At 61.5% G+C, this 26416-nt stretch carries 19 protein-coding genes; 8 read left to right on the plus strand and 11 right to left on the minus strand.

Annotation, left to right across the window (positions count from 1 at the left end):
• Window positions 1–3 precede the first annotated feature (3 nt).
• The gene (locus ACZ5ZH_RS16470) at window positions 4–1308 is read right to left on the minus strand and encodes a glycerate kinase type-2 family protein (protein ID WP_464773054.1); all 1305 of its coding nucleotides are present in this window, start codon (window positions 1306–1308) and stop codon (window positions 4–6) included.
• A gap of 13 nt (window positions 1309–1321) precedes the next feature.
• A complete protein-coding gene (locus ACZ5ZH_RS16475) occupies window positions 1322–2992 on the minus strand; it encodes an L-lactate permease (RefSeq protein ID WP_464773055.1) in 1671 nt (556 codons plus the stop codon).
• Between the two features lie 269 nt (window positions 2993–3261).
• Here ACZ5ZH_RS16475 and ACZ5ZH_RS16480 point away from each other — a divergent pair, with 269 nt between their 5' ends.
• Entirely contained in the window at window positions 3262–5418 is a 2157-nt protein-coding gene (locus tag ACZ5ZH_RS16480) for an alpha-amylase family protein (RefSeq protein WP_464773056.1), read from the plus strand.
• A gap of 48 nt (window positions 5419–5466) precedes the next feature.
• Here ACZ5ZH_RS16480 and ACZ5ZH_RS16485 read toward each other — a convergent pair whose 3' ends face one another.
• Entirely contained in the window at window positions 5467–6534 is a 1068-nt protein-coding gene (locus ACZ5ZH_RS16485; protein ID WP_464773057.1) for a TolB-like translocation protein, read from the minus strand.
• A 190-nt stretch (window positions 6535–6724) separates the two neighbouring features.
• Between ACZ5ZH_RS16485 and ACZ5ZH_RS16490 the strand changes: the two genes are divergently transcribed.
• Window positions 6725–7396, plus strand: coding sequence for a FadR/GntR family transcriptional regulator (locus ACZ5ZH_RS16490; RefSeq protein ID WP_464773058.1), 672 nt, complete (start codon window positions 6725–6727; stop codon window positions 7394–7396).
• A gap of 16 nt (window positions 7397–7412) precedes the next feature.
• On the opposite strand, the gene ACZ5ZH_RS16495 is transcribed toward ACZ5ZH_RS16490, so the two are convergent.
• The 4 genes from ACZ5ZH_RS16495 to ACZ5ZH_RS16510 all read right to left on the minus strand — a co-directional run bounded on the left by ACZ5ZH_RS16495 (window position 7413) and on the right by ACZ5ZH_RS16510 (window position 12371).
• The gene (locus tag ACZ5ZH_RS16495; RefSeq protein ID WP_464775233.1) at window positions 7413–8681 is read right to left on the minus strand and encodes a glycerate kinase type-2 family protein; all 1269 of its coding nucleotides are present in this window, start codon (window positions 8679–8681) and stop codon (window positions 7413–7415) included.
• Between the two features lie 135 nt (window positions 8682–8816).
• Window positions 8817–10064 (minus strand): FG-GAP repeat domain-containing protein, encoded by a 1248-nt coding sequence (locus ACZ5ZH_RS16500; protein ID WP_464773060.1) that lies wholly within the window; start codon window positions 10062–10064, stop codon window positions 8817–8819.
• On the minus strand, window positions 10061–11014 hold the full coding sequence (locus ACZ5ZH_RS16505) for a sugar phosphate isomerase/epimerase family protein (RefSeq protein WP_464773061.1): 954 nt from the start codon (window positions 11012–11014) through the stop codon (window positions 10061–10063). The genes ACZ5ZH_RS16500 and ACZ5ZH_RS16505 overlap by 4 nt, the downstream gene beginning before the upstream one ends.
• A gap of 28 nt (window positions 11015–11042) precedes the next feature.
• Window positions 11043–12371, minus strand: coding sequence for an MFS transporter (locus ACZ5ZH_RS16510; RefSeq protein ID WP_464773062.1), 1329 nt, complete (start codon window positions 12369–12371; stop codon window positions 11043–11045).
• A gap of 127 nt (window positions 12372–12498) precedes the next feature.
• Here ACZ5ZH_RS16510 and ACZ5ZH_RS16515 point away from each other — a divergent pair, with 127 nt between their 5' ends.
• From ACZ5ZH_RS16515 to ACZ5ZH_RS16525, 3 genes are read left to right on the plus strand one after another with little or no spacing between them, the layout of a single operon-like run.
• Window positions 12499–12996: an RpiB/LacA/LacB family sugar-phosphate isomerase gene (locus ACZ5ZH_RS16515; protein WP_464773063.1), complete on the plus strand. Its 498-nt coding sequence runs from the start codon at window positions 12499–12501 to the stop codon at window positions 12994–12996.
• Complete coding sequence (locus tag ACZ5ZH_RS16520; RefSeq protein WP_464773064.1) at window positions 12993–13934, plus strand: ribokinase; 942 nt, start codon at window positions 12993–12995, stop codon at window positions 13932–13934. The genes ACZ5ZH_RS16515 and ACZ5ZH_RS16520 overlap by 4 nt, the downstream gene beginning before the upstream one ends.
• 25 nt (window positions 13935–13959) lie before the next feature.
• On the plus strand, window positions 13960–15120 hold the full coding sequence (locus ACZ5ZH_RS16525) for a hypothetical protein (protein WP_464773065.1): 1161 nt from the start codon (window positions 13960–13962) through the stop codon (window positions 15118–15120).
• Between the two features lie 351 nt (window positions 15121–15471).
• Here ACZ5ZH_RS16525 and ACZ5ZH_RS16530 read toward each other — a convergent pair whose 3' ends face one another.
• Complete coding sequence (locus ACZ5ZH_RS16530) at window positions 15472–17868, minus strand: TonB-dependent receptor (protein WP_464773066.1); 2397 nt, start codon at window positions 17866–17868, stop codon at window positions 15472–15474.
• A gap of 222 nt (window positions 17869–18090) precedes the next feature.
• Here ACZ5ZH_RS16530 and ACZ5ZH_RS16535 point away from each other — a divergent pair, with 222 nt between their 5' ends.
• From ACZ5ZH_RS16535 to ACZ5ZH_RS16545, 3 genes are all read left to right on the plus strand, one after another.
• The gene (locus ACZ5ZH_RS16535; protein WP_464775234.1) at window positions 18091–19206 is read left to right on the plus strand and encodes a helix-turn-helix domain-containing protein; all 1116 of its coding nucleotides are present in this window, start codon (window positions 18091–18093) and stop codon (window positions 19204–19206) included.
• 123 nt (window positions 19207–19329) lie between these two features.
• A complete protein-coding gene (locus tag ACZ5ZH_RS16540) occupies window positions 19330–19662 on the plus strand; it encodes a DUF485 domain-containing protein (RefSeq protein ID WP_449469843.1) in 333 nt (110 codons plus the stop codon).
• Window positions 19662–21365 (plus strand): cation acetate symporter, encoded by a 1704-nt coding sequence (locus ACZ5ZH_RS16545; protein WP_464773303.1) that lies wholly within the window; start codon window positions 19662–19664, stop codon window positions 21363–21365. Before ACZ5ZH_RS16540 ends, ACZ5ZH_RS16545 begins: the two co-directional genes overlap by 1 nt.
• Before the next feature lie 153 nt (window positions 21366–21518).
• Here the strand turns inward: ACZ5ZH_RS16545 and ACZ5ZH_RS16550 are convergent, their stop codons facing one another.
• The 3 genes from ACZ5ZH_RS16550 to ACZ5ZH_RS16560 form a co-directional block, all read right to left on the minus strand.
• Window positions 21519–24062 carry a TonB-dependent receptor gene (locus ACZ5ZH_RS16550; protein ID WP_464773069.1) on the minus strand — a complete coding sequence of 848 codons (2544 nt, stop codon included), beginning with the start codon at window positions 24060–24062 and terminating at the stop codon, window positions 21519–21521.
• Between the two features lie 130 nt (window positions 24063–24192).
• Window positions 24193–24756: a GDYXXLXY domain-containing protein gene (locus ACZ5ZH_RS16555; RefSeq protein ID WP_464773070.1), complete on the minus strand. Its 564-nt coding sequence runs from the start codon at window positions 24754–24756 to the stop codon at window positions 24193–24195.
• Window positions 24753–25919 carry a DUF2157 domain-containing protein gene (locus ACZ5ZH_RS16560; protein ID WP_464773071.1) on the minus strand — a complete coding sequence of 389 codons (1167 nt, stop codon included), beginning with the start codon at window positions 25917–25919 and terminating at the stop codon, window positions 24753–24755. The genes ACZ5ZH_RS16555 and ACZ5ZH_RS16560 overlap by 4 nt, the downstream gene beginning before the upstream one ends.
• Window positions 25920–26416 lie beyond the last annotated feature (497 nt).

Below are 26416 nucleotides of genomic sequence, written 5' to 3' on the forward strand. Positions count from 1 at the left end.
CGGTCAGAAGGCGAGGCCCAGCACCAGATCCATGACATTGGTGCCGGTGGGTCCGGTGCGGAACAGGTCGCCCGTCGCCTCGAACAAGCGATGACTGTCATTGCGCGCCAACATCTCCGCCGGGTCGATCCCCGCCGCCCGCGCACGCTCGTGAAGCCCGCCATCGGCAAAAGCCCCCGCCGCATCGGTTGGCCCGTCGGTGCCATCGGTGCCAGCGGCAAGCAGGACGGCATTGTCCTGCCCAGCCAGCGCCATGGCGGCGACCAGGGCAAATTCCTGGTTACGTCCGCCCAGCCCGTCGCCCGTCACCTGAAGTGTGGTTTCCCCAGCCGACACCAACAGCATGGGGCGATCCTGCGACGGTACTACGCGCAGGGCAGCGGCCATCGCCAGCGCCGCGTCATGAGTGTTGCCCGCCATCGCCGTATCCATATCTCGCACGGCCACCCCCTCCCGCGCCGCAATGCGATGCACAGCATCCACCAGCGTGGCGCTGTCGGCCAGCAGCAATGTCTCGCGCCGTCCCACCGTTTGGGGTACGGGATGCACGCCCTTGGCAAGCGCACGCCGGATCGATGCGGGCACAGTATCTTGCAGCCCATATCGCGCGAGAATAGCGACCGGGTCCTCCTGTCCTTCCCCGCCCGCAAGAGTCGGCCCCGATCCGATCATGCAGAGGTCGCCGCTCGGCACGTCGGATATCAGCAAGGTCAGCACCGATGCGGGGCCGATATGGTCCAGAAGCCCGCCGCCCTTCACCCGCGACAGGCGCTTGCGCACGGCGTTGATCTCCTCGATCGATGCTCCCGAACGCAGCAGCATTTCCGTTGTCGCCGCCTTCTCCTCCAGCGTAACGCCATCAACCGGAGCAACCATCAAGGCGGACGCGCCGCCGGTCAGCAACACGATCACGCTGTCACGCTCGGTCAGCCCTTCGACCGTGCGCAGCATTTCGGCGGTGGCTTCCATCCCCTGCGCGTCAGGAATCGGATGCCCCGCCTGAAGCTGCCGGATGCGCGTGAGCGGCTCATCATGACCGTGCTTGACGATGATGCAGCCATCCGAAATCCGTTCTCCCAGCAGCGTTTCCAGCCCCTTCGCGAGCGACCCCACGGCCTTTCCCGCACCGATCACGACGATGCGGCCATCTGAAGCCAGTGGCCAGTCTATGGTTTTGCCCTGGTGGCATATGGACCAATGGTCACCCTCTGGAACGCCAAGCGATGCGACCAGCCTCTCGCCGCGCACCGACTGCAGCGCCTCAAGATAGATGCTTTCCAGCAGAACGCGGGCGGCGGCCGTCTGCATAATAGGCGCCACCTCAGGGAACCAGAAGAGTGAAGGGATAGACATAGGCTTGCAGCATCACGAACAGCCCAATCAGCGAGCCCAGCACCAGGCTGTGAACGAAGACATGGCGCAATATGCGGCCTTCCTGACCGAACCATTGGGTGGCGGTGGAGGCGACGACGATGCTCTGCGCGTCTATCATCTTGCCCATGACCCCGCCCGCGCTGTTCGCACTCGCCATCAGCACGGGCGAAAGGTTCAACTGTTCGGCGGTGATCTTCTGCAATCCGCCGAACAGGACATTGGAGGCCGTATCCGATCCGGTGACGGCAACGCCCAGCCACCCCAGCATGGTGCCGAAGAAAGGATAGAGCACCCCCGTCGCCGCAAAGGCTAGGCCCATGGACGCGTCTATGCCGCCATAACGGGTAAGATAGCCAAGCCCCAACATCGCCGCGATGGTGAGCAGCGATGGCAGCACCAGCTTCCACGTGCGCAGATAGACGCGACCGACCGTGCGCAGAGGGACCCGCAACAGCAGCGCGGAGGCAAGGGCGGCCACCAATATCGCCGTGCCCGTCGCCGACAACAGGTTGAGATTGTAGACCGCCTTTTCAAACTCCGGCGCGGTGACGACAGGGGGCAGGCGCTGGATCACCCCGTCCAGACCGGCAAAGGGCAGGCGCAGCGCGAAGATGGCGTCCAGCCCCTGCTTCATGAAGGGCAGGCCCCACAGGAAGACACACGCCGTCAGGATGATCCACGGCATCCAGGCACGCCGAACGGCAGCGGGATCGTGCAGGGGCCGCGCATGGGCGGCGTCCACGGTCGCGGCCACGTCCCGCTCGTCACCCGGCGCGAGCTTCGCTTCGTTGACATGCATGATCCGCGCGGGCTGCCATATCCGCAGGAAAGCGATAAGCGCCGTGATCGACGCAAGCGCCGCACCGATGGAGGTCAGCCAAGGGCCATGAAGGTTGGAGATGAGAAGCTGCACCAGCGCGAAACTGATGCCTGCGACCAACACGGCGGGCAGCACCTCCATCGTCCGCCGCCACCCGCAATAGGCGACCAGCAGCCAAAAGGGCACGATGATGGCGAACGGCGTCATCTGCCGCCCCACCATCGCCGATAGTTCGAGCAGCGGCAGACCGGTCACGCCAGACAGCGTGACGAGCGGCGTACCGAGTGCGCCAAAGGCGACGGGCGCGGTGTTGGCGATCAGCGACAGGCCGGACGCCTGCAACCGTGTAAAGCCAAGGCCGATCAGCATCGCGCCCGTGACCGCGACCGGCGTCCCGAACCCCGCAGCTCCTTCGAAGAAGGCACCGAAGCAGAAGGCGATCAGCAGCAGCTGCAACCGGCTGTCCGCGGTGATCGACGTGATCGCGCCGCGCAGGATGTGGAACTGCCCGGTCGTTTCCGTCAGCTGGTATAGGAAGATGATGTTGAGCACGATCCAGCCGATCGGCAGTAGCCCATAGGCCGCACCGAAACCGGCTGCGCGCACCGCCAGGCCCGGAGGCATGCCGAATGCCAGCACCGCGACTGCAAGGCCCGCCCCCAACCCCATCAGGGCGGCGATATGCGCCCGCACATGAAAAAGGCCGATCGCCCCCAGCAGCACGACGACGGGGACGGCCGCGACCAGAGCCGACAGCAAACCATTGCCGAAAGGGTCGTAATTTTGTGCCCAGATCATGGCGCCATCCCTGCCCATTTCCTATCACGGTCTATTTCAAATCATGCGGAATTTCCGTGGTATCGCCACTCGCCCCGCTGTTAGCCGTTCGACCGTCGCTAAGGAGGATGACAGGCAAGAGATACCCGCCTTTCCGCGATGCGGAACAGACACTGCGGCGGGCGGGGTACCGTTCCATATCGCGGAACGGCGTCGGCGGCATCATTGTCCATCCAGGCACGCCGGTGCAGACTGACATTCCAATCTTTCAATTCAGGAGCATGAGGAGGATGGACTTGAAAGCGAACGGCGGGATCTCGCGCCGCGATCTCGTACGCGCCTTGCCCACGGCAGCTATGATGAGCGCCATTCCCGGCCCGGGCTGGTCCGCCCTGAACATCGGCGGCTTTAATCGGCGCGAATGGTGGAAGCATGAATATCGCATAGTCCAGACCAACCTGCGCGAAATCGACGCCCTGGAGGATCCGCGAGAGATCGCCCGGCAAACCCGCGCCTTCGGTGCGAACATGATCGTCTCGAACATCGGCGGGATCGTTGCCTTCTATCCCACTGAGCTGCCGCTCCACTATCGCAACCCCTATCTGAAAAACGATTTCGCAGGCGAGATGGTCGCCGCCGCCCATGCCGAAGGGCTGGCCTATATCGGCCGCTTTGACCTGTCCAAGGCGATGAAGCCTGCCTATGACGCACATCCCGAATGGTTCATGCGCAACCGCGATGGCAGTCCGCGTGAATATGCCGGGACCTACCAAGCCTGCCCCAATGGCGGTTGGGCGCAGGATTACAGCCTTCAGATATTGAAGGAAGGGGTCGAACGCCATGATGTGGACGGTATGTTCTTCAACATGACCGGCTTCGTCCGCACCGACTATTCCGATGTCGATCATGGCATTTGCGTATGCGACAATTGCAAGCGACGCTTCCGGGAACTGTACAAGCTGGACCTACCCAAAACCGAAGACGGCACCGATCCCAATTGGGATGCTTATCAGCAGTTTCAAACACGCGTCATGACAGAGCTTTCCGCAAAGGCACGCGCAGTCATCGAGGCGGCACGGCCCCATGTGCCTTTGATGGATTTTTTCGGCGGCGTCGTTGCGCGCGGAGAGGTGCAGCGCCGGGTGTCGCGCAAGGCGCCCGAATGGCCATACGCCATGGGCGAACAGACACGGGCGCTCATGGCGCTTGCGCCGGGCAAGGCCTTTTCCGCAACCTCCACTGCGCATATCGACTATCCTTGGCGGCAGGTGACGGAAAGCACCGAAAACCACATGCTGCGTTTCGCGCAGGCGCTTGGCACGGGCGCCAAGCTCGACCTTTATCTAATGGGGACGCTCAACGATCAGGACGATCCTCGGTTTCTGCCTCCCGTCTCGCGCCTTTTCCACTGGCACGCCGCCAATGAACAGCATTATGCCGGGCTGACCCCGGCTGCCCGCGTCGCGATCTACAATGTGGGATCGATTTTCCAGTCACCCGGCGCCGGGCTGGCGCGGTATGGCACCGGTGCGCAGCGTGGGGTCTATCAGGCGCTGGTTGATGCCCGCCTCCCCTTCTGGATGACTAACGGAATGCAGGTGCGCAACGCCACGCGCGACAAAGCCTATGACGTCATCATCATGCCGCATATCATGACCTTGAGCGATGAGGATGCCGATGCGCTCGACGCCTTTGTCGAAGCCGGCGGCCTGCTCATCGCGACCGGCTATACCGGCGCACAGGAACAAGGGGGAAAGCCGCGCTCCGTCTCGGCGATGAAGTCCAGCCCGGTGAGCAGCTTCGGTCAGCCGCGCGATGGCCATGGCTGGTCGCTCGACATGAGCAAGGCCGCCATCCCCATGGGACCCGGCCGCATGCCGATCGATGCGGACTTCTTCCCCGTCACAGCGCGCAGCGGCGCGTCGAGCCTGATCCCCTTCGCGCCCGATCAGCGTTTCGGCCCGCCCGAATTTTCCTATGCGCGACCGGGCGAAGCGGCGCGCGCCGACGCTGGCGCGCTGGTCATGGCCTATGGCAAGGGGCACCATGTGCACATCCCCTGGCTGCCCGACTGGCTTTATTATCGCGATGGGCTGGATGCACATCGGGTGCTGTTTGAAAGCCTGATCGCCCGCTATGCACCGCCACCGCCATTGGTGCTGGAAGGGCCGGGACCGATGGAGATGATGGCGATGCAGCAGCTCGCGACGGGCAAGATGCTGGTGCATGTCATCAACTATTCGGGCCAGCGCAACACCCATTATGGCGATCCCGTCATCGCCCACGGCCTGAAGCTGGGCGTGCGCGGATCAGTGGGCAGCACGGCGCAAATGCTGGTGGCGGGAAAATCGGTAAAGGGTAAGCGACGGAATGGAGATGGCGACCATCTGTGGTTCGACCTGCCGCCGGTCGATACGTTTGAAGCGGTGCAGTTGACGCTTGCTTGATTGCGGGATTGGGGAGGCAACTCTCAGTTCCTCCCCAATCCGCTACGATCAAAAGTCCGGCGCCAGGTCCATCAATACGATGCCCTGCCCCACGCCCGCGTCGATCACGTCCGCCGACCCCACTTGCGCAGCGATCATCCGGCCATCGGGCCGCACGACCGGATTGCCATATTTCCATCCGCCATATTGCACGATGTTCGTCATGCGCGTGTAGCGCGGCTTTTTTGGATCAAGATCAAGGACGCACAGGTCCATGCCTTTGGCGCGATCCTGTGCGCATTCCACCAATGTCCGCTTGCCATCCGGGAAAATCCCTTCGACTTCGCTATAAAGGGTGGAAGGCGTCGGATATTCGGTGATCTTTTTGGTCGCGAAATCTACGGACAACACCTTTGTCTCCACACCCGTCGGCCCCTTGCCAAAACCATAGCAGGGCATGACCAGCCCCTTATCGCCCGGCAGGAAGTCTTGCGCTTCGACGAAGCATTCAGTCGTTGTCACGATTTCCCGTACATCTTCCAACTTCGCTGATTGCGCGTTAACGGCAACGCGCCCCGTATAAATGGTGGTCGATGCCGGTTTGCCACCTGCTGCAGGCTTTACCTGGCTCCAGGCGATCATGTTGCTGCGTGGGCTGAGCGCTATCCCTTCGAACACCGTGATGCCCAGCGGCACTGGTGCGCGCATCGCCTGCGGGTCCATCCAGAATAGTTCGATGCGGCCGTGGCGCGTCTCTTCCCTTGTCTTTCCCAATATACGGGGGCCGAGCAGCGCGTAGCTGCCATCAGCAAGATAATGCACCCGCAAATAACCTTCGCTCGGCGCATGGCCTGTCAAGTTGCGGGTACGCCCCGTCGTCATGTCATATTCGAAAGCGTCACCGTAGGATTTGCCGATGAAAGCCAGCTTGTCGCCCGTGGGCGAAAAGACCGGCCGCTCTCCGAAGGCTGAAATCAGCCGCTGTCCGGGGGGCATGTCCTGGATTGGATTGCCGGGCTTGTTCCCCAGCGGCATCGCAGCAGGAACGGCCTCGCCCCGCGTAAAGGTCTGCGCGGGAAGCGCAGACAGGGGCAGCACCGCGAGCATAACGGATAACGAGAGATATTTTGCCTTCATCGATCTGTCTCCTTGTCCCTGCGCAAGCAACGTGATGGTCGTAATAAGTCAAGCAGGGCCTGTTGCCGTTTCACTATGTGGACAGCCAGACTAACCACTGGTCAGCAGCGCTTGCGGGCGATAAAGCCGCACGATGACCATGGAGTGCGCTACTCTAGCCTCAGAGCCAGAAAGTTCCGGATATCGCCGGGTGCTTGCCCATTTGCGCGATCTGCTGGTGAATGGCGGCGTCCAGACCGGTCACCGCCTACCGGGTGAACGGGAACTCGCGCTCAGCCTAGGGGTAAGCCGCCCGGCCGTGCGCGAAGCCGTGCGCGCGATGGAGATGATCGGCGTGCTGGAAACACGCCACGGCCGCGCCAGCACCGTGCGCGTTCCCGATGCATCGGTGCTGGGCGAGTTCTTCTCGCTCGCTCTGGCGCAGCAACCGGCAATCATCGACGATATTGTCGAGGTGCGGATCGCGCTCGAACGGCAGGCGCTACGGCTGGCCTGCGCCCGCGCCACGGAAGAAGATCGCCAGAACCTTGAACAGGCGCTGGAGGATATAGAAGCGACGATCGGCGATGTCGCCAAAGGTGGTCATGCCGACCTCAATTTCCATACGCAACTGGTCGCGGCGGCGCACTCACCTGCACTGTCTACCGTCTACGGCACGATCACGCACCTGCTGGAACGGTCCCATGTCGAACGGCGCCAGCGCATTGCGGACAGCCCGATGGCGCGGGAATATCTGGTCGATCATCACCGCCGCATCTATGAAGCTGTCCGCGCGGGCGACGCGCTGATGGCGGACGACTTGATCCTCAGCCATTTCGCCATCGGCGCGGCCTGGAAAATTCATGGGGCTCCCACCGACTGACGTTCCGCATGTGGGCTCACCCGTCGATCAGGATAGCGCGAAAATCATTGACGTTGGTGCGCGTCGGCCCGGTAAACACCAGATCCCCCAACGCGTTGAAGAAGCCGAAGCTGTTATTTTCGCGCAGCATTCCGCTTGCCGACATGCCCGCGGCACGAGCCCGCGCCAAAGTGCTTTCATCGACGATGGCCCCCGCATGGCCGCCCACGCCATCGATGCCATCGGTATCGCACGCCAGCGCCGATATGCCCGGCGCGGCGTCCAGCGACATGGCGAGGCTCAGCATATATTCGCTGTTGCGCCCGCCACTACCTGACGGATTGCCGACCAGCACGGTGGTTTCGCCACCAGACAGCAGCGCCCATCGTCCGCCCTTCCGCTGATGATGCAGGGCGAGCGCAGCGTGGACGATGCCGAGTTCGGTCGCGTCCCCTTCCAGATCGTCACCCAAATAGACGGGCTTGTATCCCGCCGCCCTGGCGACTTCCCCTGCGGCTTCCAGCGCCATGCGGTTGCGCGCGACGATCCGCGTATCGGCCCGCGCGAACTCTGGCGACCCCGGCCTCGGCGTCGCATGCCGATCGTCGCTCAACACTGCCATCACATTGTCTGGAACGGTGATGCGATAGCGTTCGATCACCCGCCGCGCGTCGGCCAGTGTCGTCCGGTCGGCAACGGTAGGACCTGAAGCGATCAAGGCTGGATCGTCGCCCGGCACGTCGGAAAAGGCCAATGTGACCACTTGCGCGGGATACGCCAGCGCGGCCAGACGCCCGCCCTTGACCTGCGACAAGTGCGTGCGCACGCAGTTTATCTGCGAAATGGTAGCGCCGCAAAACAGCAGCTCGCGCGTTACGCGGCGCTTATCATCCAGCGATACACCATCGACCGGCAATGCCAACAACGCAGAGCCACCGCCAGAGATCAGCGCCAGCAATTGATCCTCTTCGCCAAGGTCTCGCACGGCTTCCTGGATCATCTGCGCCGCGCGCTGACCATGCTCGTCGGGCAAGGGATGCCCGGCCTCGATCACAAGGGCGTCGGCGGGGAAGGTTCCGGGCGGCAGGCCGTGACCGTAGGGCGTAAGGATGATCGTTTGCGTCCCCGGTGGAGAGTGGCGAAGCGCTACGTCCGCCATCGCCGCGCCCGCCTTGCCCACTGCAAGCACCAGCCGCCGTCCTTTCGGCGGGGATGGCATATGCGAAGGCAGGCATCTCTCCGCAGATACCGCGGACAGCGCGACGTCGAACATCTCCCGCGCCAGCGCGATCCGCGCCTTTTTCATACCGTCGCCGTCCGCCAAAACCTGTTCCCTCGCCGCCGTTCTGCATTGGACTTACAAATCGGCAATGAAAGCTGCAATTTACAACTTGCGCGGAAACTGCAATTCCGCCTGGCGGAACAGGAAATCGGCCACCCCTTATTTGCGCTTGCCCAGCAGCAGGCGCGCCTGCGTGCCCCAGCTGCCAACGAACAAGTCCTCCACGCCGTCTCCGTTGACGTCGCCTTTAGCCATGCTCCAACTGCGCGCGACGGTCGCGGCAGGCATGACCGAAGCCGTCACGTCGGTGAAGCGGCCCTTCCCGTCATTGGCATAGGCGCGCAGCTGCAACGGCTTGAACCCCGGCACGTCGATCGCGCCAACGATCAGGTCGGGATGGCCGTCATGATTGAAATCCATCACCATCCCGCCCCAGCTGGAAAAGCGGTTGGCAGGCAGGCGCGTCTTGGTTTCGTCACGGAACTTGCCCCGCCCCTTGTTGATCAGCAACCGCGCCTGCGGATCCTTGTCCCACTTTTTGTTGTTGCTGGTCAGGTTCAGGAACAGAATGTCCGGACGCTTGTCGCCATTGGCGTCGAACACATGCACTTCGCGCGTTTCCAGCGGGGTGAGAAGCTGAAGCGCCTTGGGCGCCTCGCGAAAATGCCCCTTGCCATCGTTCATCAGCACGCGGTTGGGCGGGCTTTCGTTCGCGACCACCATGTCGAGGTCGCCGTCACCGTCCAGGTCGGCCAGCGCGATGTCCTGCGTATCGTCTTCATAAGCGGGCAGGTTCGTCGCCGTCGCATCAATGAAAGTGCCGGGCTGTTTGGGATCGTTCAGCCACAGGAAGTTCTGCCCCGACGCGCGCAGCTTGTTCCAGCGCTCCTCCCCCGAATTGCCGATCACGATGTCCGGCAGGCCGTCACCATTGACGTCGCCCACCGCAAGACCATTGCCCTCGCTCATTTTCGGCAGCCGATCCGACGCGTCGGTAAATTCGCCCCCCGGTCCGCCCAGAAACAGCTGGTGCGCATGGTCCTCTTCCGCGACGAAGATCAGGTCGGGATAGCCATCACGGTTGAAGTCGGCGGACAGCACATGTTCCGTATCATGCGCCTTGGTGCCGAGCGCACCCTGCTTCCAGGTGAAGTGGCCCTGCCCATCATTGATATAGAGCCGGTTCGCACCCATTTCGACCGCGATCGCCGCGTCCAGACCGCCGTCGCCATCCACATCCACCAGCGCGACGTCCAGCGCGTGGAGATATTTGGAAACGGGCACTTGCGTGTCAGTCACATCGTCGAACAGCAGGGCTGACGCCGCATCATCCTGCGCCTGTCCCGGCACGGCTGCGGCGATCAGTGAGGCGAAGATTGCCGTGCGGGTCATCAGGCGGCAGTTCATCGTGCAGTCTCCAGCGTGCGAAGGTAGGCAAGGCTCTTCTTCAGCGAGTCGATGCGCGCGCCGGAGAATGGGGGCTCCTGCTCGACAAAGAAGTTGCGCACGCCCGCAGTCTGCGCCGCCTTCAGGATGGCGGGCCAATCCATCGTGCCCGATCCCACCTCCGTCGGCTTCTGTTGCATATGATAATTGACCTGGGTCCCAGCCGCGATGTCCTTCACATGCATTTGGGTAAAGCGCCCGCGATAGCGTTTGAGCCAAGCGACCGGGTCCTGCCCGCCCGCCGCCAGCCAGCCCGCATCCATTTCGAAATCGACGATGCGCGGGTCGGTCTTTTCCAGCAGGATCTGAAGGCCGGTCTTCTCCCCGAGCGGAGCCAACTCGCCATTATGATTGTGATAGCCGATGCGAATGCCATGCTTCTTGAGGACGGAACCCTTTTCATTAAGGAAGTCGGCCATGCGTTCATAGCGCTCGGCGGGCACCGGCGGGCCACCCGGCTTCATCAGCGACATGAAGGACACCGGCGGACCCCATTTCGGGTCCTTGGGGAACTGGAACAGCGGCAGCACGGCGTTGCGTGATCCCAATATGTTCAGATCCTCGACCAGTTTGTCCAGATTGTCGAAGTTCAGCCCGCTCGCGCCGGGCACCGACGATGAAGCAGCGACATGGGCACTGCGGCATTTCAAACCTGCCTTGTCCAGGGCAGCGCGGAACTGTGTCGGCGTATTACGGTGCAGCGAGGCAAGCTCCACCGATCGCACACCTGCCGCAGCGATCGCGGCGAGCGTACCGTCAAGGTCACGGTGCAGGCCGGGTTCAAACATATAGAGCTGCACGCCCGGACCATCTTCCCCCAGCAGGGGAGCAGATTTCCGCCGTGCAGCCGCAGGAACACCGGCTGCGAGCATCAGGAGAGCAGAGGATTTGAGCAGGTCGCGACGGTTCATTGGCAATCTCTTTCAGCTTTTCGAAGTTTCAGGCGAGCACGGCCTGGCGGCTCGCCTCTCGCAGGGATGTTTCAGGGTAGCGCATCATGCACAGGACTACGCCCAGCGAAAAGAGCGCTGGCACGATGCCGATCAAGCTACGCAGCGGCAGGGCGTTGCGCGGGTCACCGGCATGGGCAGGATCGAAGCCGAGCCAGGCGAGCAACAGGAAGGCTAGGCCCACCGCCAGCCCCAACGCCAGCTTCATCGATCCATTGAGCGTCGCATAGAGCAGCCCGGTACGGTCGACCCCGAAGCGCGCGCGCGTAGCGTCGGCGACATCGGCCATCAACGCACGGGGCAGGAACCAGGCGATCGGGATGCAGAGGCCAAGCGCCGCGACATTGGCCGCCGTCAGCCAGAAGGAATTGGCGGGCTGCATCGCCATCCCCAATTGCAGCAACGCCTGGATCAACGCTCCCGCCTGCAACGCCCGCGCCTTGCCGATCCGCCCGGCCAGCTTGGCGAACAATGGCGTCCCGGCAAAGGCGGCGGCATAGGCGATGAGGATCAGTGTGCTGGCCGCTGCCCGATCGAAACCAAGCTGCCCCATGTAGAAGAACAATGCCACCGCATTGGCGACGCCCGTGGACAAGGCGATCAGCAGGTCGGCCAGCACCAGTCGAACGACCGGCCCTTGCGAGAACAGCGCGATATAATCCCGTATCGCGAGCGCGGCCTGAGCACCTGCCGCAGGTGGCTTTTCCGGCGTGGTCCGCAGCGCCAGCAAGATCGCGCCGGGGATCAACACGATCATGACCCATCCCGCCGCGTGCATGCCGGCCCCTGGATCGCCGGGATAGGCACTGGCGACCACCGGCAATATGGCGAGGATCGAAAACTGCCCTGCCGTCGCGAAAACCTGCCACCAGGCGAAAATGCGCGTCCGCTCCGTGGATCCCGTGGACAGGGTCGCCGTCCAGGCCAGATGCGACAGCACGATCATCGAAAAGCCGATGAAGGCGATGAACAGCCAGGCCCAAAGATAAGCCATGCCGACCCCTCGCTCCGCCTGAAACAGGGCGTAAGTCGACAGCATGAGAATTGGCGCGCTCGCCGCCAACCAGGGACGGTAGCGCCCCCAACGCGATCGCGTCGCGTCCATCATTCCGCCCAGCAGCGGATCGATCATCAGGTCCAACACCCGCACCGTCATGAAGGCGGCGCCGACCGCACCGACCGGCAGAGCCAGCGCATTGGCGTAGAATTCGGGCAGGAACACCGTGACCAGCGTCGCATAAGCCTGGATCGCGAGCGCGGTGACGCAAAAGGCCGCCAGCCTTCCACGCCCCATCGCATCCTCCCTGCCACGCGTCATTCGGTCCTCCCCCTTGATCGGATTCCAAACTGGTAATACCACAGTGCAATCAAAGCGCCAGTGGGCAGGTTCGATTCTGTCGGTGAAATGCTGCGAGAGCGGCACTGGCGGGGAATTCGGGGGATCGATGCGCAAGCCAGAAACATTGTCGGGGGACGAACAGCATATACCTTTCCGGGACGTCATCGGCTTTGCCAACGACCATGCCGGTTTCCCGCTGCGCCCGCCAGTGCTGGATCTGCTAGGCCGCCACAGCGGCCGCATCATCGACGTCGGCGCGCAGTCGGAAGAGCCTGTCGACTTTCCCGACATTACCCGCCGGGCGGTACAAACCATCCTGGATGGGGAGACCGATCGCGTCATCCTGCTGTGCGGCACGGGCGCTGGGGCATGCATCGCCGCTAACAAGGTTCGCGGCATCCGAGCCGCTGTCGCGCACGACACCTATGTCGCGCGGCAGGCGGTGGTGCATGACGACGTCAATGTATTGTGCATCGGCGCGTGGATCACCGGCCCGCAGATAGCCCTCGACATCGTTCGCCATTTCCTGGCCGCGCAGTTCAGCGACGAAGAACATTTCCGCCGTCGCGTTGCCAAGCTTGCATTGCTGGAGCAAGGCGGATGACGACGGCGCGCGCGGGCAAGGTCGTGGTGCTGGGCAGCATCAATCTCGACCTTCTGGTCACCGCTCCGCGTCTGCCCTGCGCGGGTGAAACCGTGTCAGGGACAAATCTGACGCGCCAGCTGGGCGGAAAAGGCGCGAACCAGGCCGTCGGCGCAGCGCGTGCGGGTGCGCATTGCATCCTGTTGGGCGCGGTCGGGGCGGACGAGGACGGCGCGCAGATGGTCGCGGCGCTTGCCGATCATGGCATCGATGTGAGCCGGGTGCGCACCACTTCCTCCCCCACCGGTTGCGCGCTGGTGGCGACATCGCCGCAGGACAATCAGATCATTCATGTCGCCGGGGCAAATGCGGATGTCGATGCCACCTTCGCCGAGATTGATCTTGGCCCGGATGATGTCTGCCTCGCCCAGATGGAAACGCCCGTTCCCGCTACGTTAGCGCTGTTTCAGTATGCTCGCGCCACTGGAGCCAGCACCATCCTCAACGCTGCGCCCGCATCAACCGCTGCGCGCCAGCTGCTGCCGCTCTGCCATCTGCTGATTGTCAATGAAAGCGAGTTGGCCTTGCTGACGGGTGCTGAGGGCGTCCCTAGGCTGGACAACGCAGGATTGCTGTCGAGCAAGACCATGCTTGGCCTGGACCATGGCCAAACCCTGTTGGTGACATTAGGCGCGGATGGCGTGGCGATCGTTGCGGCCAGCGGCGTCCAGCGCATAGCGGGACGGCCCACGGCTGTGGTCGACACAACCGGAGCAGGCGACTGCTTCTGTGGCTATCTCGCCGCCGGCCTCGCGCGGGGCGATCGCATCGAACATGCTGCGGCGGAGGCGAACATGGCGGCATCGATCGCCGTTCAGTCACTCGGCGCGGCGGCCTCCATCCCGGATCGCATTGCCGTGCTGCATGGTCTGGATACGGCCATTGCACACACCAGCTAGAATATTGAACTCAAGGAGCCTGAACGTGACGAACCTTATCAAGCGCAGGAAGTCCAGCATTGCTGCTCAACTTCTGAGCGCGGCGCTGTTGACCGCTGTCCTGCCGCTGACGGCAGCGTCTGCCGCCACGGCCAAGGATACGAAAATCGACTATCTGACTGCCCCCTTCCATCAGGAACGCCTCCTGGACTGGGGCAACCGGCCCAACTGGTCGCCCGATGGCCGTCGCATTGCCTTCACCAAAGACGATCTGGTCGACAGCCCGGCGTATGAAATCGACGTACGCACGAAAAAAGTGCGTTGCCTCACCTGTAAATTCGGTGAAACGCAGTTCGTCACCCGCATATTTTATCTGCCCGACAACAGCTTCCTGATCGAAGCGGCGCCGGGCATGAAGGGGGGCAGCGGCGGCGCGGCCGATGCCACCCGGACCCAGCTGTTCTGGATGTCGAAGTCGCTGGCCCGTCCGGTTTCGCTCAACAGTGGGGCGATGGGCGACATCGCCATAGCGCGTGAACCCAACGCCGATGGATCGATCAACCTATCCTGGTCGCGTCCTTCGGCGACTGGCCTGGACCTGACCGTGGCCCGGCTGGTTCGTGACGGCAGGACCGCGCGGCTTGCCGACATGCAGGCCGCCTATAGCTACCGCCCCGGCCAGCCCGGCCCGGCAAGCTTCCCCGAGGCCTATGACTTCATCGATGGCGGGCGCAGCGTCATGTTCTGGACCACCGAAATGGCGGCGCTGGACAGCGAAATGTATAAGGTCGACATCGCGACCAAGGCAGTGAGCAAGGTCTATGCCACTCCCTCCCATAACGAAACCCACGTATTTCCCGACGAACGCTATGGCCTGGAGGAAGCGAATATTCATTCCGATCCGGATGGCCCCTATCGCGGAATAAGCGGGCATATCAGGCCAGGCGTCGAGCAGATTTTGCGCTTCAAGGGCGAAAGCCGCGCAGCGGAGATCGCCGCGGCGAATTCCGGCAAGGGCTTCGATATCTTCGTCATCACCATGGATGGCAAATCACGCCGGGCGCTGACCAACATCAGCCCGTCCGGCGCGCAGGCGCATCAATCGACGGTGTCCCCCGACGGCCGCCGCATTGCCTTCGCGATCAAGGACCCCTCCGGAAAGTCGGGCCATCAGGCGGGACTCTATATCGGAACGTTCGGCAAATAATGATGAGGGTTCTCGTTCCTGTTCCACATGGTGGAATGGCCGCTTCTGGCGACATGCTCCCATCTTGGCTCAGGACCTATTAAATCTCTTGCGGGGACAGCGATCGGTGGATTCAATGGCGGCGTGAGGAGGCGTCGCCGTGAGTGATCTGATCTGGCTGTCGGAAGCGCAGACGGGACGGATCGAACCGTATTTCCCGCTGTCGCACGGCGTGGTCTCCCCTTGCCGTCACACTCTGGTCCAATAAGCGCTAGGGAATTTCCTCGTTCAACTCTGGAGGAAAAGAGCGAGCATATTCGCTTGTCGGCGCGAGAAGTAGCGCCCGGAAACCATCCGGGCGCTACGCCCCCTTTAGAAGCGGTAATTCATCGTTATGCCAAATTCGCGCGGCGGATTGACCGACACTGCCGAATATCCCGAGCGGAAGGGCGTGGGGTTGCCCGCCGGCCCAGGAACCAGGAAGCGCGTCGCGATCTGCAACTCTGCGCTGGTCGCATTGGTGATCTGCGTGGAATTAAAGAGGTTCTTGACGAACGCAGTCAATTCCCATCCCGCGTCGGGCGAACGGACGCCAGCGAACAGGTTCACATTGGTGATCGCCTTGTAGTGATAGTCCGCGCTTTGCGCATAGAAGCCCGGCCGGTAAGTCAGCAGCCCTCGAATGAACGGCTGCAATGCCCCAGCCGAAAAGCGCAATTCGCTATTGGCGCTCAGCGCGAAGCGGGGGATGTTGGCCAGGCGCTCATTGCTGGTGCAAAAGGCAACTTGCTGCCCGATCGGCACCGCTGGCTGGCCCGTGTCCGGCACCCCATCACCATTGGAATCGCGGCAGGGAACGGTTGCATTGTCATAGTGCGAGTTGGCGTAGGACGCGTTGATCGAAATGTCCCACTCGTCGATCGGACGGGCATCCAATTGCATTTCCACACCCTTGGAAATCGCATCCCCATTGAAGCTTATCGATGCCGCCGACCCATCGATTACACCGTCTCTTGCCGATGCGGTCGGCGCCGTCACCAGACCCACGAAGCCATCGAATTTCTGGTAGAAAGCAGCCAGGTTCAACGACACGCGCTTGTCCAGCAATTGCGCTTTCAGGCCGACTTCGATCGCGTCCGACCGTTCGGGTTCCAGCACCAGCAAATCGGAATCGAGCGGGGAGTTGACCCCCAACTGCGCCGATCCACGGCGGTAGGAACGGCCATAGGTGGCATAGGTCGTGATGTCGGGCGTCCAGTCATAGCTGACGCTGGCCGTCCCGGTGAGCGGATGATTGACCTGACGCACGAAATCGGGATCGACTGTCGCGGCGCGCGGCACCACGACCCCAGCGGGTACGGGCAATCCGACGCCGCCCGTGGTCGTTACCTCAAGGAAGCTCTGCGCCGTAGCCACAGTGCGCGTATAGCGTGCGCCCAGCTCTACCCTCAGCTTGTCAGTCAGCTTCAGCCGGGTCTGACCAAAGAACGCAAGGTCGCTGGTCTTGTTGGTGATGTCGACTTCCGCCAACAGGGGCAGGGCAAACATATTCGCTGGGAAGGGTGTGTTGGGCACCCGATTGGCAAAGAAGCTATCGACGCGAATGGAAGACAGACCGCCCGCTTTCGTCTGATTGTAGAATACGCCCAGCGTATAGTTGAACATCCCCTCAAACGCTGAAGAGATACGCGCTTCGGCCGTGTAGACACGCGTAGGGTCAGGAACCGTCAGCACCTGATCATATCCCTGCACCGCATTGCCCACATCCTGGTCGGTGCGCGAATGGAGCGATGAATCCTGGAAGCCGCCCAGCACCGAAATCAGATGGGTGCCAAGGTCATAAGACGCATCCGCCGTCACCAGATGAGTGCGGTTGGTGTAGAAAGACAATCCCTCATGCACCGCCAGCCGGTCGGACGCGCTGATCGCGGGTCCGCTGACGAACGGCGAAAACAGACTGGGTCGGTTGCCCGGTCCCTGAACGGCTCGGTTTTGCAGCAGATCGCTTTCCAGATATTGATACACGATATTCCCGCGCAACTGCTCGGTCGGCGCGAAGGACAGCGTGGCGCGAACACTTTCGGTTTCCTGGTTCGACCATTCGTCACGGTTAATGTTGTAGACGTGGTTTGCCCGGTTGCGGTCGAGTACGGCTGCGACGCGGATTGCCAGTTTGTCCTGGATCAGCGGTGTAGACGCCGCGATCTGGAAGTTACGCGCATGCTTGTTGGTGACGGTCGCTTGCAGATAGCCTTCCGGCTCGCTCAGGTCCGCGCGCCGTGTGGTCACCGTAATTGCGCCAGCAGGAGCGGTGCGCCCGCGCAGCGTCCCTTGGGGTCCGCGCAGTACTTCCACCTGACCAATGTCGTAAATAGCGGTGGTGACGGTCTGAATATCGACCGGCACTTCGTTGTAATAGACCGCGACCGCAGCGGGTCCGCCAATGTCGGGGTTGAACGAGATGCCGCGCAGCGTGGCGACGCTGACGCGCCCCGACGTGTTGGCGATCTGAAGTCCCGGCGCAAGTGCGGGAACGTCCTTGAAATCAAACAGGTTGAACTTTTCAATCTGCTCGCCCGTCGCGACGTCCACCGCCATCGGAACGTCTTTCAGCTTTTCCTCGCGCTTGCCCGCGGTAACGATGATGTCCGATGGCAAGGCTTCCGACCCTGCCGCCGAAACGGACTGAGCATCGGCGTCCGGAGCCGCGACAAAGGCTGCGCCTGCCATAAGTAGACTGACATATCTGGTGAAACGATGTTTCAGCATCCCCACTCCCCACAATTTACGATTGTTATCGCCTCGACCAAAATCCCGCATCGCTATGCTTAAATCGTGCAATGCTCGGATTCCGGTCGAACGGAACTTTGAAGTTTCATGCATCTGGGATCAAATAGATCACGGTTTAATTCCATGATGTGGAACAGGCACGATCATGCCCGTCATTGACTCGCCGCCGTCGTTAGATTTTCTTGGCGGCGAGAAGAGAGGATGATGGACAAGATCGTCGTGCACGAAGCCGCGCCCCGAGGAGGATGCGATCAAGACCGTGGTCCGCTTTCCAGCGACATCGGGCAGCCAGGCCATCACATCGTGGCGCGCCTTCTTCGCCTTATCGCACGACGCGGGGGAAATGCGGTCGGCGTCTTGAGGGTCAACGGGTTTGACGAGCCGCTCGACCGGTTTCTGATCGCCACCCTCCCGTCTCTGGACATCGCCAGCCTGCAAAAGCTGTCGTCCCGTGCCAGCGTGGAACTGTCCGATATGCAGGCCTACGCCACCGGACGGCTCCCTTTTCGCGGCGGCGACTGGCGGCTGCTTTTCTACTGCCTGGTCGGTAGCCGCTCCCTGCGCGAAGCCATCATGCGAACAGAGGAACTGCTGCTGGCGATCGACGGACGCATGGGCAATATGACGTTGAAGCGGACAAGCGGACAGGCGTGCCTGTCATATACGGGCGCGCGCAGCGATGATGAAGAAATGGACTTCATCGTCATTCTGCACGGCCAATTGATGTTCCACTCCATTTTCAGCTGGCTCATCGGCAAGCCGCTGGAAGGCACACTGGCTCTCGATTTCCCCGAATTCGCCCGACGGCATCTGGACGGCCAACTGCTGCCGTTCGATCTGCTGCTGGACGCAGACCAGCTGGAAATGCGCTTTGCGGCAGCCCTCCTCGATCAGCCGGTTATCCGCACAATGGCCGATTGCGAAGCGTTGCCGACGCTCAATTTCCTGTTCGGGTTGCGGTCGGGTGAGGATCCGCTGGAAATCGTTCGCCGTTCGCGTCACTTCATGGCGATGGCATTGCGGGAAAGGCGCAAGCTCCCCTCACTCGAAGAACTGGCGCGGCACCTGGCCGTGGGGGCGATGACGCTGCGGCGCAGGCTGCATAGCGCTGGCACCTCCTTCCGTGCGATCCGGGACGAACTGCGCCATGAAATGGCCATCGACATGCTGACCAACAGCCGCTTGTCGATAGAGGACATAGCCGAACGGCTCGACCTTTGCGATTCCAACGCGCTGCGTCGTGCCTGTCGCGGATGGACCGGCATGGCCCCAACCGAATTCCGCCGCAAATTGCTTCAGCTATCAGATGGCGGGTGAGGCTGCTTTCACGCTGCAAGCGGCGAACTCCTGCGCTTCGTGAAGGTCTTCCAAATTAGGCGGACGCTATTGCAATCATGGACGCCGCGCCTAGCATGATGATATTGCAGGGGGAGCAGTGTGATGAATGCGCGAGAGGATGCCTTGGTCGCCAGTGTGGCGGCCGATCAGCGTTATGTTGACCTGGTAGCAAGGCGCTCGCGTCTTGGCTGGTGGCTGTCCGCCATCATCTTCCTTGCGTTCGTCGGCTATCTGCTGCTGATCGCCTTCGACAAGGCAGCGCTTGGCGCACCTATTGCTGGTGGCGTGACGTCGGTCGGAATACCCGTTGGCCTTGGCCTCATCCTTCTGGCGATCGCGCTTACCGGAATCTACGTCGCGTACGCCAATCGTCATCATGACGAACAAATGGCTGCAATTCTTCAGGAACACCGCCGAAAGGACCATAGCGCGTGATGGGGCGTTTGTTAGCGATCGCCCTGGCTTCGATAACGCTGGCCCCGCTCCCCGCTTTTGCGGCCGCGCTGGAAGGACAGGCTCAACGCCAACCCGTCAACTGGATCGCGATCTGCATGTTCGTCGCTTTCGTCGGGCTGACGCTGTGGATCACGAAGGTGGCGGCTGCGCGCACGCGCACAGCATCGGACTTCTACACGGCGGGCGGAGGCATTAGCGGCTTTCAGAACGGCCTCGCGATGGCGGGCGATTATATGTCGGCCGCGTCCTTCCTCGGCATTTCAGCGCAGATCTACTTCGACGGATATGACGGGCTCATCTATTCCACCGGCTTTCTGGTGGGCTGGCCGATCCTGCTGTTCCTGATGGCGGAGCGGCTGCGCAACCTCGGACGCTTTACCTTCGCCGATGTAGCCTCCTACCGCTTTGCCCAGCCGCCGGTTCGCAGCTTTGCAGCGGTCAGCACGCTTCTGGTCGTCAGCTTCTACCTGATCGCTCAGATGGTGGGGGCAGGACAGCTCATCAAATTGCTGTTCGGCCTGCCTTATGCGGTTGCGGTGGTGATCGTTGGCACGCTGATGATGCTCTACGTCCTGTTCGGTGGCATGCGCGCGACCACCTGGGTCCAGATAATCAAGGCCGTGCTGCTGCTTGGCGGCGCCACCTTCATGGCGGTGATGGTGTTGGCCCAGTTCGGCTTCTCGTTGGAGGCGCTCTTCGCCAGGGCCGTTGAGGTCAAGACGGCGGCGGCGTTCGATGCGGGCGCCAGCGCTGCCGATGCTGCTGATAAAGGGCGTTCGATCATGGCGCCGGGCAACTTCATCAAGGACCCAGTGTCCGCGATTTCCTTCGGCCTCGCGCTGATGCTTGGAACGGCGGGCTTGCCCCACATATTGATGCGCTTCTTCACAGTGCCTGATGCAAAGGAAGCGCGCAAATCCGTGCTGTGGGCGACCGGCTGGATCGGATATTTCTATATCCTCACCTTCATCATCGGCTTTGGTGCGATCGTGCTAGTCGGGACGCAGCCTGCCTATCTGGATGCCGGAGGCGCGCTGCGGGGTGGAGGCAATATGGCGGCGATCCATCTTGGCCATGCGATCGGCGGGAATCTCCTCCTCGGCTTCATATCCGCGGTCGCCTTTGCGACTATTCTTGCGGTGGTCGCGGGGCTGACCCTGTCGGCTGCCTCCGCGATCAGCCATGACCTATATGCAACCGTGCTGAAACATGGCGAGGCGAACCCGGCTAACGAATTGCGCGTGTCGCGTTTGACCACGCTCGCGCTGGGCGCGTTGGCGGTGTTGCTCGGTCTCCTGTTCGAAAAGCAGAATGTGGCCTTCATGGTCAGCCTTGCCTTCGCATTGGCCGCGTCGGGTAATTTCCCCGTGCTGATCCTTTCCCTTCTCTGGAATGGCTGCACCACGCGTGGCGCGGCAATGGGCGGCACGATTGGCCTGCTTACCGCTTTCATCGTCACGCTGCTGTCGCCGACGGTCTGGACAAGCACCTTCAACCTTGGTCCGGCTCCTTTCCCGTACAGCTCTGCTGCGATATTTTCAGTGCCAGCTGGCTTCCTTGCTATCTGGCTGATCTCGCACTTCGATCGTTCTTCACGCGGGGTGATCGACAGGGCTGGCTATGCCGCGCAGCGCGTACGGGCCGAGACCGGCATCGGCGCCTTCGCCGCTAACGAACACTGATCGGTGGGGGGCTTCCGGCATTTTGTCACGGTCGGTTGCTGGTAGAACATCGAGCACCAGAACAGATCGGCCGGTCCAACGCAAACGCTGTTGAACCGGCCGGGGATACTGAATGGGGGCGGCCGTCATGGCCGCCGTCCCGTTTTTTAAGCCTTATTCTCCGCCGAAACGATAGCGAAGCTTGAGGCCATACATGCGCGGCTCGCCGTAGATCGTTGCCCAGGAGAGCAACGAGCCGCCCTGGTACACGTCTGTGTTGCTGATCCGGTAGAGCTTGTTCGTGGCATTGGTGACGTACAAGCCTGCATCCAGGCCGGAACCTGCGATGTTGTTCCAATCCAGCGACATGTTCAGCAAGCCAAAGGCGTCCAGCTTCTCCCCCGGCTGCTGCGGCGCAACGACCGTGGCTTCGGTATGCTGCGACGAATTGTGCGCATAGTTCACGAAGAAGGACAGGTCTCCCAGCCTTTCCGCGATGGGCAGGTTCACCGCTACGTGGAAGCTGTAGATGTACGGCACGACATACTGACCGGGCAGGCAGGTCAGGTCCGTGGGCGTTCCAGGCGGCAGCGCCGTGCCGGAACAATCCGCCAGGAAGCCGTTCGATGGCAACGTATATTCGGTATATTTAAAGCGCGTATAGCTGAAATTGCCACCGATCTCGATCGGCTTCCACGGCCGGATGGACGCGTCGACCTCGACACCTGAAACATGGGCCTTCGCCGCGTTGATCCGCGCGCCGCTGGCCAAGGTTACGGGATTGAAATCCCCGGTTGCCTTCTGGATATTCTGGTAATTCAGGTAATAATAGGAAGCATTCAACCGGGCAGGCACGCTGGCGATCTGAAAGTCCGATTTGAACCCCGCCTCATAGGAAGTGACCTTTTCCGGTTCGAAGGTACGGGTGGTCTCGCGAACCGCGTAAGGATTGAACCCGCCTGCCTTGTAGCCACGGCTGACTTTGGCAAACACCATCAGGTCGCGAACCGGCTTGTAATCAAGCCCGACGAGCCAGGTGGCCGCCTTGCTCTTCAGCGAAGCGGTGAAGTTGCAATCCGAAATCGCGCCCACCAACGTCGAGTCCGCCGAGCAGATAAACTGACCGGTGAGCGTCGGAGTATAGCTTTGCGAGAAGCCTTTGATCTTGTCCCAGGTATAGCGGAAACCGCCGGTAAGCCGCAGGCTGTCGAGAGACGGCGTCATCGCCCCGAAATCGAACGTGCCCTGCGCATAGAGCGCCTTTGAGGTCGTCGCGACATAGCCCGGTGTTGCGTTGGAGACACAAGCAGGTGCCCTGGCGATCGTGCCGTCGGGCTTGAAGGTTGCAGGTATCGGGGTGCCTGTAAAAAACGCCGGGCAATAGTTGACGGCACTGCCTGCCTGGTCGCCGTCCGGCTTTTGACTGTAGTAGAAGCCGCCCGCCGTGAAGGTCAGCTTGTTTTCCAGATAAGTGCCCTGGATCTGAAATTCTTCGGTGAACTGCTTGTAGCTGTCACGCGGCAGCGCAATCGGCGATGTGTTATTGTAGACTATGGGCGTGCCAGCGCCGGGAAGCGTAACCTGTCCTGGAGCGGGCAGCTTGTAGGGATCGACATCATATTGCTGCAACACGGTGCCGTCGCCGTCATACCGATAGAAGCTCTTGAACTTCTGATAGCTGACGATGTTGCGCAGCACGAGTTCATCGTTGAGATCAAACGATAGGGTGTCGGTGATACCCCAGGTCTTGGTCTTCTGATAGTCATCGACGCCGTGCGCGGTCTGCCGTGGACCAAGCGCGTCGGCTTGAGCCGTGGCCGCGCGGTAGACATCGCATGGAGCAGTGAAAGGGGTAGGCGTATCTGCGCATAATCCCAACTGAGCCAGACCGGCGGTGCCGTCGATATTGAATCCTTTATGGATAAGCCCCGTGCCGTTGAAGCGCGAGTAGGAGCCATAGGCCATCAGGTAATTTTCGATGCGCTCGGTCGGGCGGAAGGTGATGCCGATGCGGCCCGAATACCAATGCGTATCGTCGCGATCCTTGTTCCAGATCACATCATGGGTATAGCCGTCGCGATCATGATAGGCGCCGACGACGCGGACGAGCAGCTTGTCCTCGACCACGGGCACGTTGATAACGCCCTCAATCTCCTTGGCGTCGTAATTACCATATTTCGCAAGCAGCGAGCCGGAAAAGTCGTTCGTCGGCTTATGCGGCACGAGAAGGATCGCGCCACCTGTGGTGTTACGACCGAACAACGTGCCCTGCGGACCGGCGAGCACCTGAAGATTTTCAAGATCGACAAAGTTGCCGGGCCCGCCCTGCTGGCTGAGTGTGATCGGGGCAGGTAGCGGCACTTCGTTCAGGTAAAGGACGACGCCAGGCGACGCCTGGAACGTGGCCCCCTGGCCGCGCAGCGTAAAGGTTTGGGAGTCGCGTGAGCCCTGCCCCGCCGACCCGACGACCAGCGACGGGACGCTGGCGTTCAAATCCTGCGACTGGGTGATGTTTTGTTGCTGAAGGCGTTCGGGCGAAAAAGCCGTAATCGCAATGGGCACATCCTGCGCACGTTCGGCGCGGCGTTGAGCCGTCACGATGATGTCGGCGGTTGCACCGAGTTGGGTGCCTGACGCGTCCTGCGCCAAGGCAGGTGTGGCTATCAGAACCGCGCATGATGCTACGCTGTTGAAAAGCAGTGCGGAATGCTTCTTCAAAATCCCCTCCTATTTTAGTTCGCCGCCTTTGTTCAGGCGGTCGATCTTCAGAGTAGAATATGGAAACAAACTACGCAATTGAGCAATGCACAATTGTGATGCACTTTTGTCACTATTGCAGGAAGAATGATCAATCTGGGTGCTGACGATTTCCGAATTCCAGACTTACCGGGCGCATGACCCCATCCGGCCTGATCCTGACGCGCACCAGACCCTGCTCGTCCGCGTCCGCCAATCGGCGCGACAAAGACATCACATTAGCTTGCGACGTGAACAATATGCCGGAATCCAATCCCCGCACCTCGCGCCGCGTGCCAATCGAAGCACGAACGATAATCGCGCACCCCGTTATTTGCTGAGCATCGGGACGACCTGGAATGGGATTTAATTGGCGAACCCTGGCAATATGCGGCGCGGTGCCCTGAATGCATAATTCAGGTGCAAGCGATGCATCAAAGGAAGTCTTGCCGCCGTTGTGACCGTCGCGCGATGCCTCCACGGGCCAGTCATACCGATACTGAATATAGTGCCCGCGAAGCAAATCCCTTGGATCATAACCCCGAATAGGAATGAGCCATTCTTGCCCTTGCTGCGCAAGGCGATAGGTCGCGATCCAACTGTAAGCCAAGGCCATGATCGGCAGCAGCAGGGCGGCAGCGAGCAGAAGGCGGGGCGATGCCGCAAGCCTTTTCATGCCGCCATCCCTCCCGCCGGTGCATAGCGTTTCGAGATACGGACAGTCGACCACGCCACCGCAATGGCGAAAGCCCCGGAAAATATAAGGCCCGCCCCGCTTTCAAGCAGGCTGTCATTAAGTTCGAAGCTCAAAATAATGATGCGCAGCGCCACCAGTGCGATCGCCCCCTGGAACAGCCGCCGCCACTGGGCGAAGATAGCCGCTGCGGCCACGGCACCCCACAGCATGACGAAGAATGACGCTCCGATCCAGGGGCTGCGGATCGGGCCGTGCAGATCGACCAGCAAGGCCTGCGCCAAATGCAGCAGCGCCCCAGCGGCCAATATCCCCGCCGTCGCTGTTCCGGATCGTGTGGGCGTGACGCGGAATATGATCGCGGCGGCACCGATCAGGGCCAGACTCTGTATGGCGATGCTGCCGAGGGCAGCGTGGGTCCGGCTGCCCCAGCCGCCCGCTATGATGGCGATGCTAATGCCCGCAAGGATCACGCTGATCGCCAGTTGTTCCAGCAAGCGCCAGAAGGCGGGCCGGTCGCTCCGGCCCCGCATGAACGCGGCGAAGGCAGCCACTACCATGGGCGGGCAAACGATCAGGCCCCAATAGAGTGTTGGAAAAGCAGGTTGGGGTACATGCTGCGCCCATGCCCACGCATGACCATATTCGTCGGCGTGAGACCATGCCGTGCCGACTACCGCTGCCAGCCAGAGGCCCGCGATCGGCCAGCCTCTTCCAAACAAAAGCAGCAGCGGCGAAAAAATGACCAGCCATGCCAGCAGCGGCTGCCAGATCGGCGAGGAGGTCTGATACACCTGCCCGACATGGCCAAAGAAGGCGAGACCCAGAACCGCAGCCACGAACAGCAATCCATCGCTGAAATAATTGTTCTTCGCCGCTGCCCTGGGCAGATAGCACCAGAGCAGCCCCGCAAGACCGGCCATCAGGACAAAGTGGATCGCCAGACGCGTTTCACCGGGTATCGCGTCCCAATTAGCGGCTACGACGGAGATGATCCCCAGACCGATCGTCAACGCACCCAGGCCGACGATCGCCCACAATCCGATAGGCCGACTATGGGCCAACTCCCACGCGCGAATGCGTTCGGCGGTTTCGGCGTCGATCAGCCCCGCGTCCTGCCACGCCTTCAACTGCCGTTCGGACATGGTTTATTTCCCCTGTTCAGTGTCCGGGCGGTTCCATTCCACCCTGTGGATCTTGGGCGCGCTGGAATCGGAAACCATCAGAAAATAGCCCTGAGCACCGATCGGCAATGCAGGCGGAGGAACAGACGAGATGAAATCAAGATATTTCAACCGCGTAAGCCCTATCCGTCAGTATGTGCCAGCATGCCCGAAAATCCTTGGGAGCTCCAGTGGCATTCTGGCCGCCCGAGTCACGCAGCTAATCCTCGCGGCGACCACGGCATCGCTGGGAAATTGCTTAATCTTAACTTTCGGGTTAATAAACTTACTCCGCCGACATCGGTTCGTCGCATGAAGCAGTCCTACCAGCCCCCGCAGTGGAGCGCGACCGGGCGCGTTCATCTCCGCGAAAGGTTGGGCTGAACAGGCAGGACGCCCATGCTGTTCAGGTGCGGCCGAATACCGCGCGTCATAATGAGACTACATGGAGGGGGTTCTGACAGCCGTTACGACATCAC

It is taken from the genome of Sphingobium sp. TomMM7A (assembly GCF_055397305.1).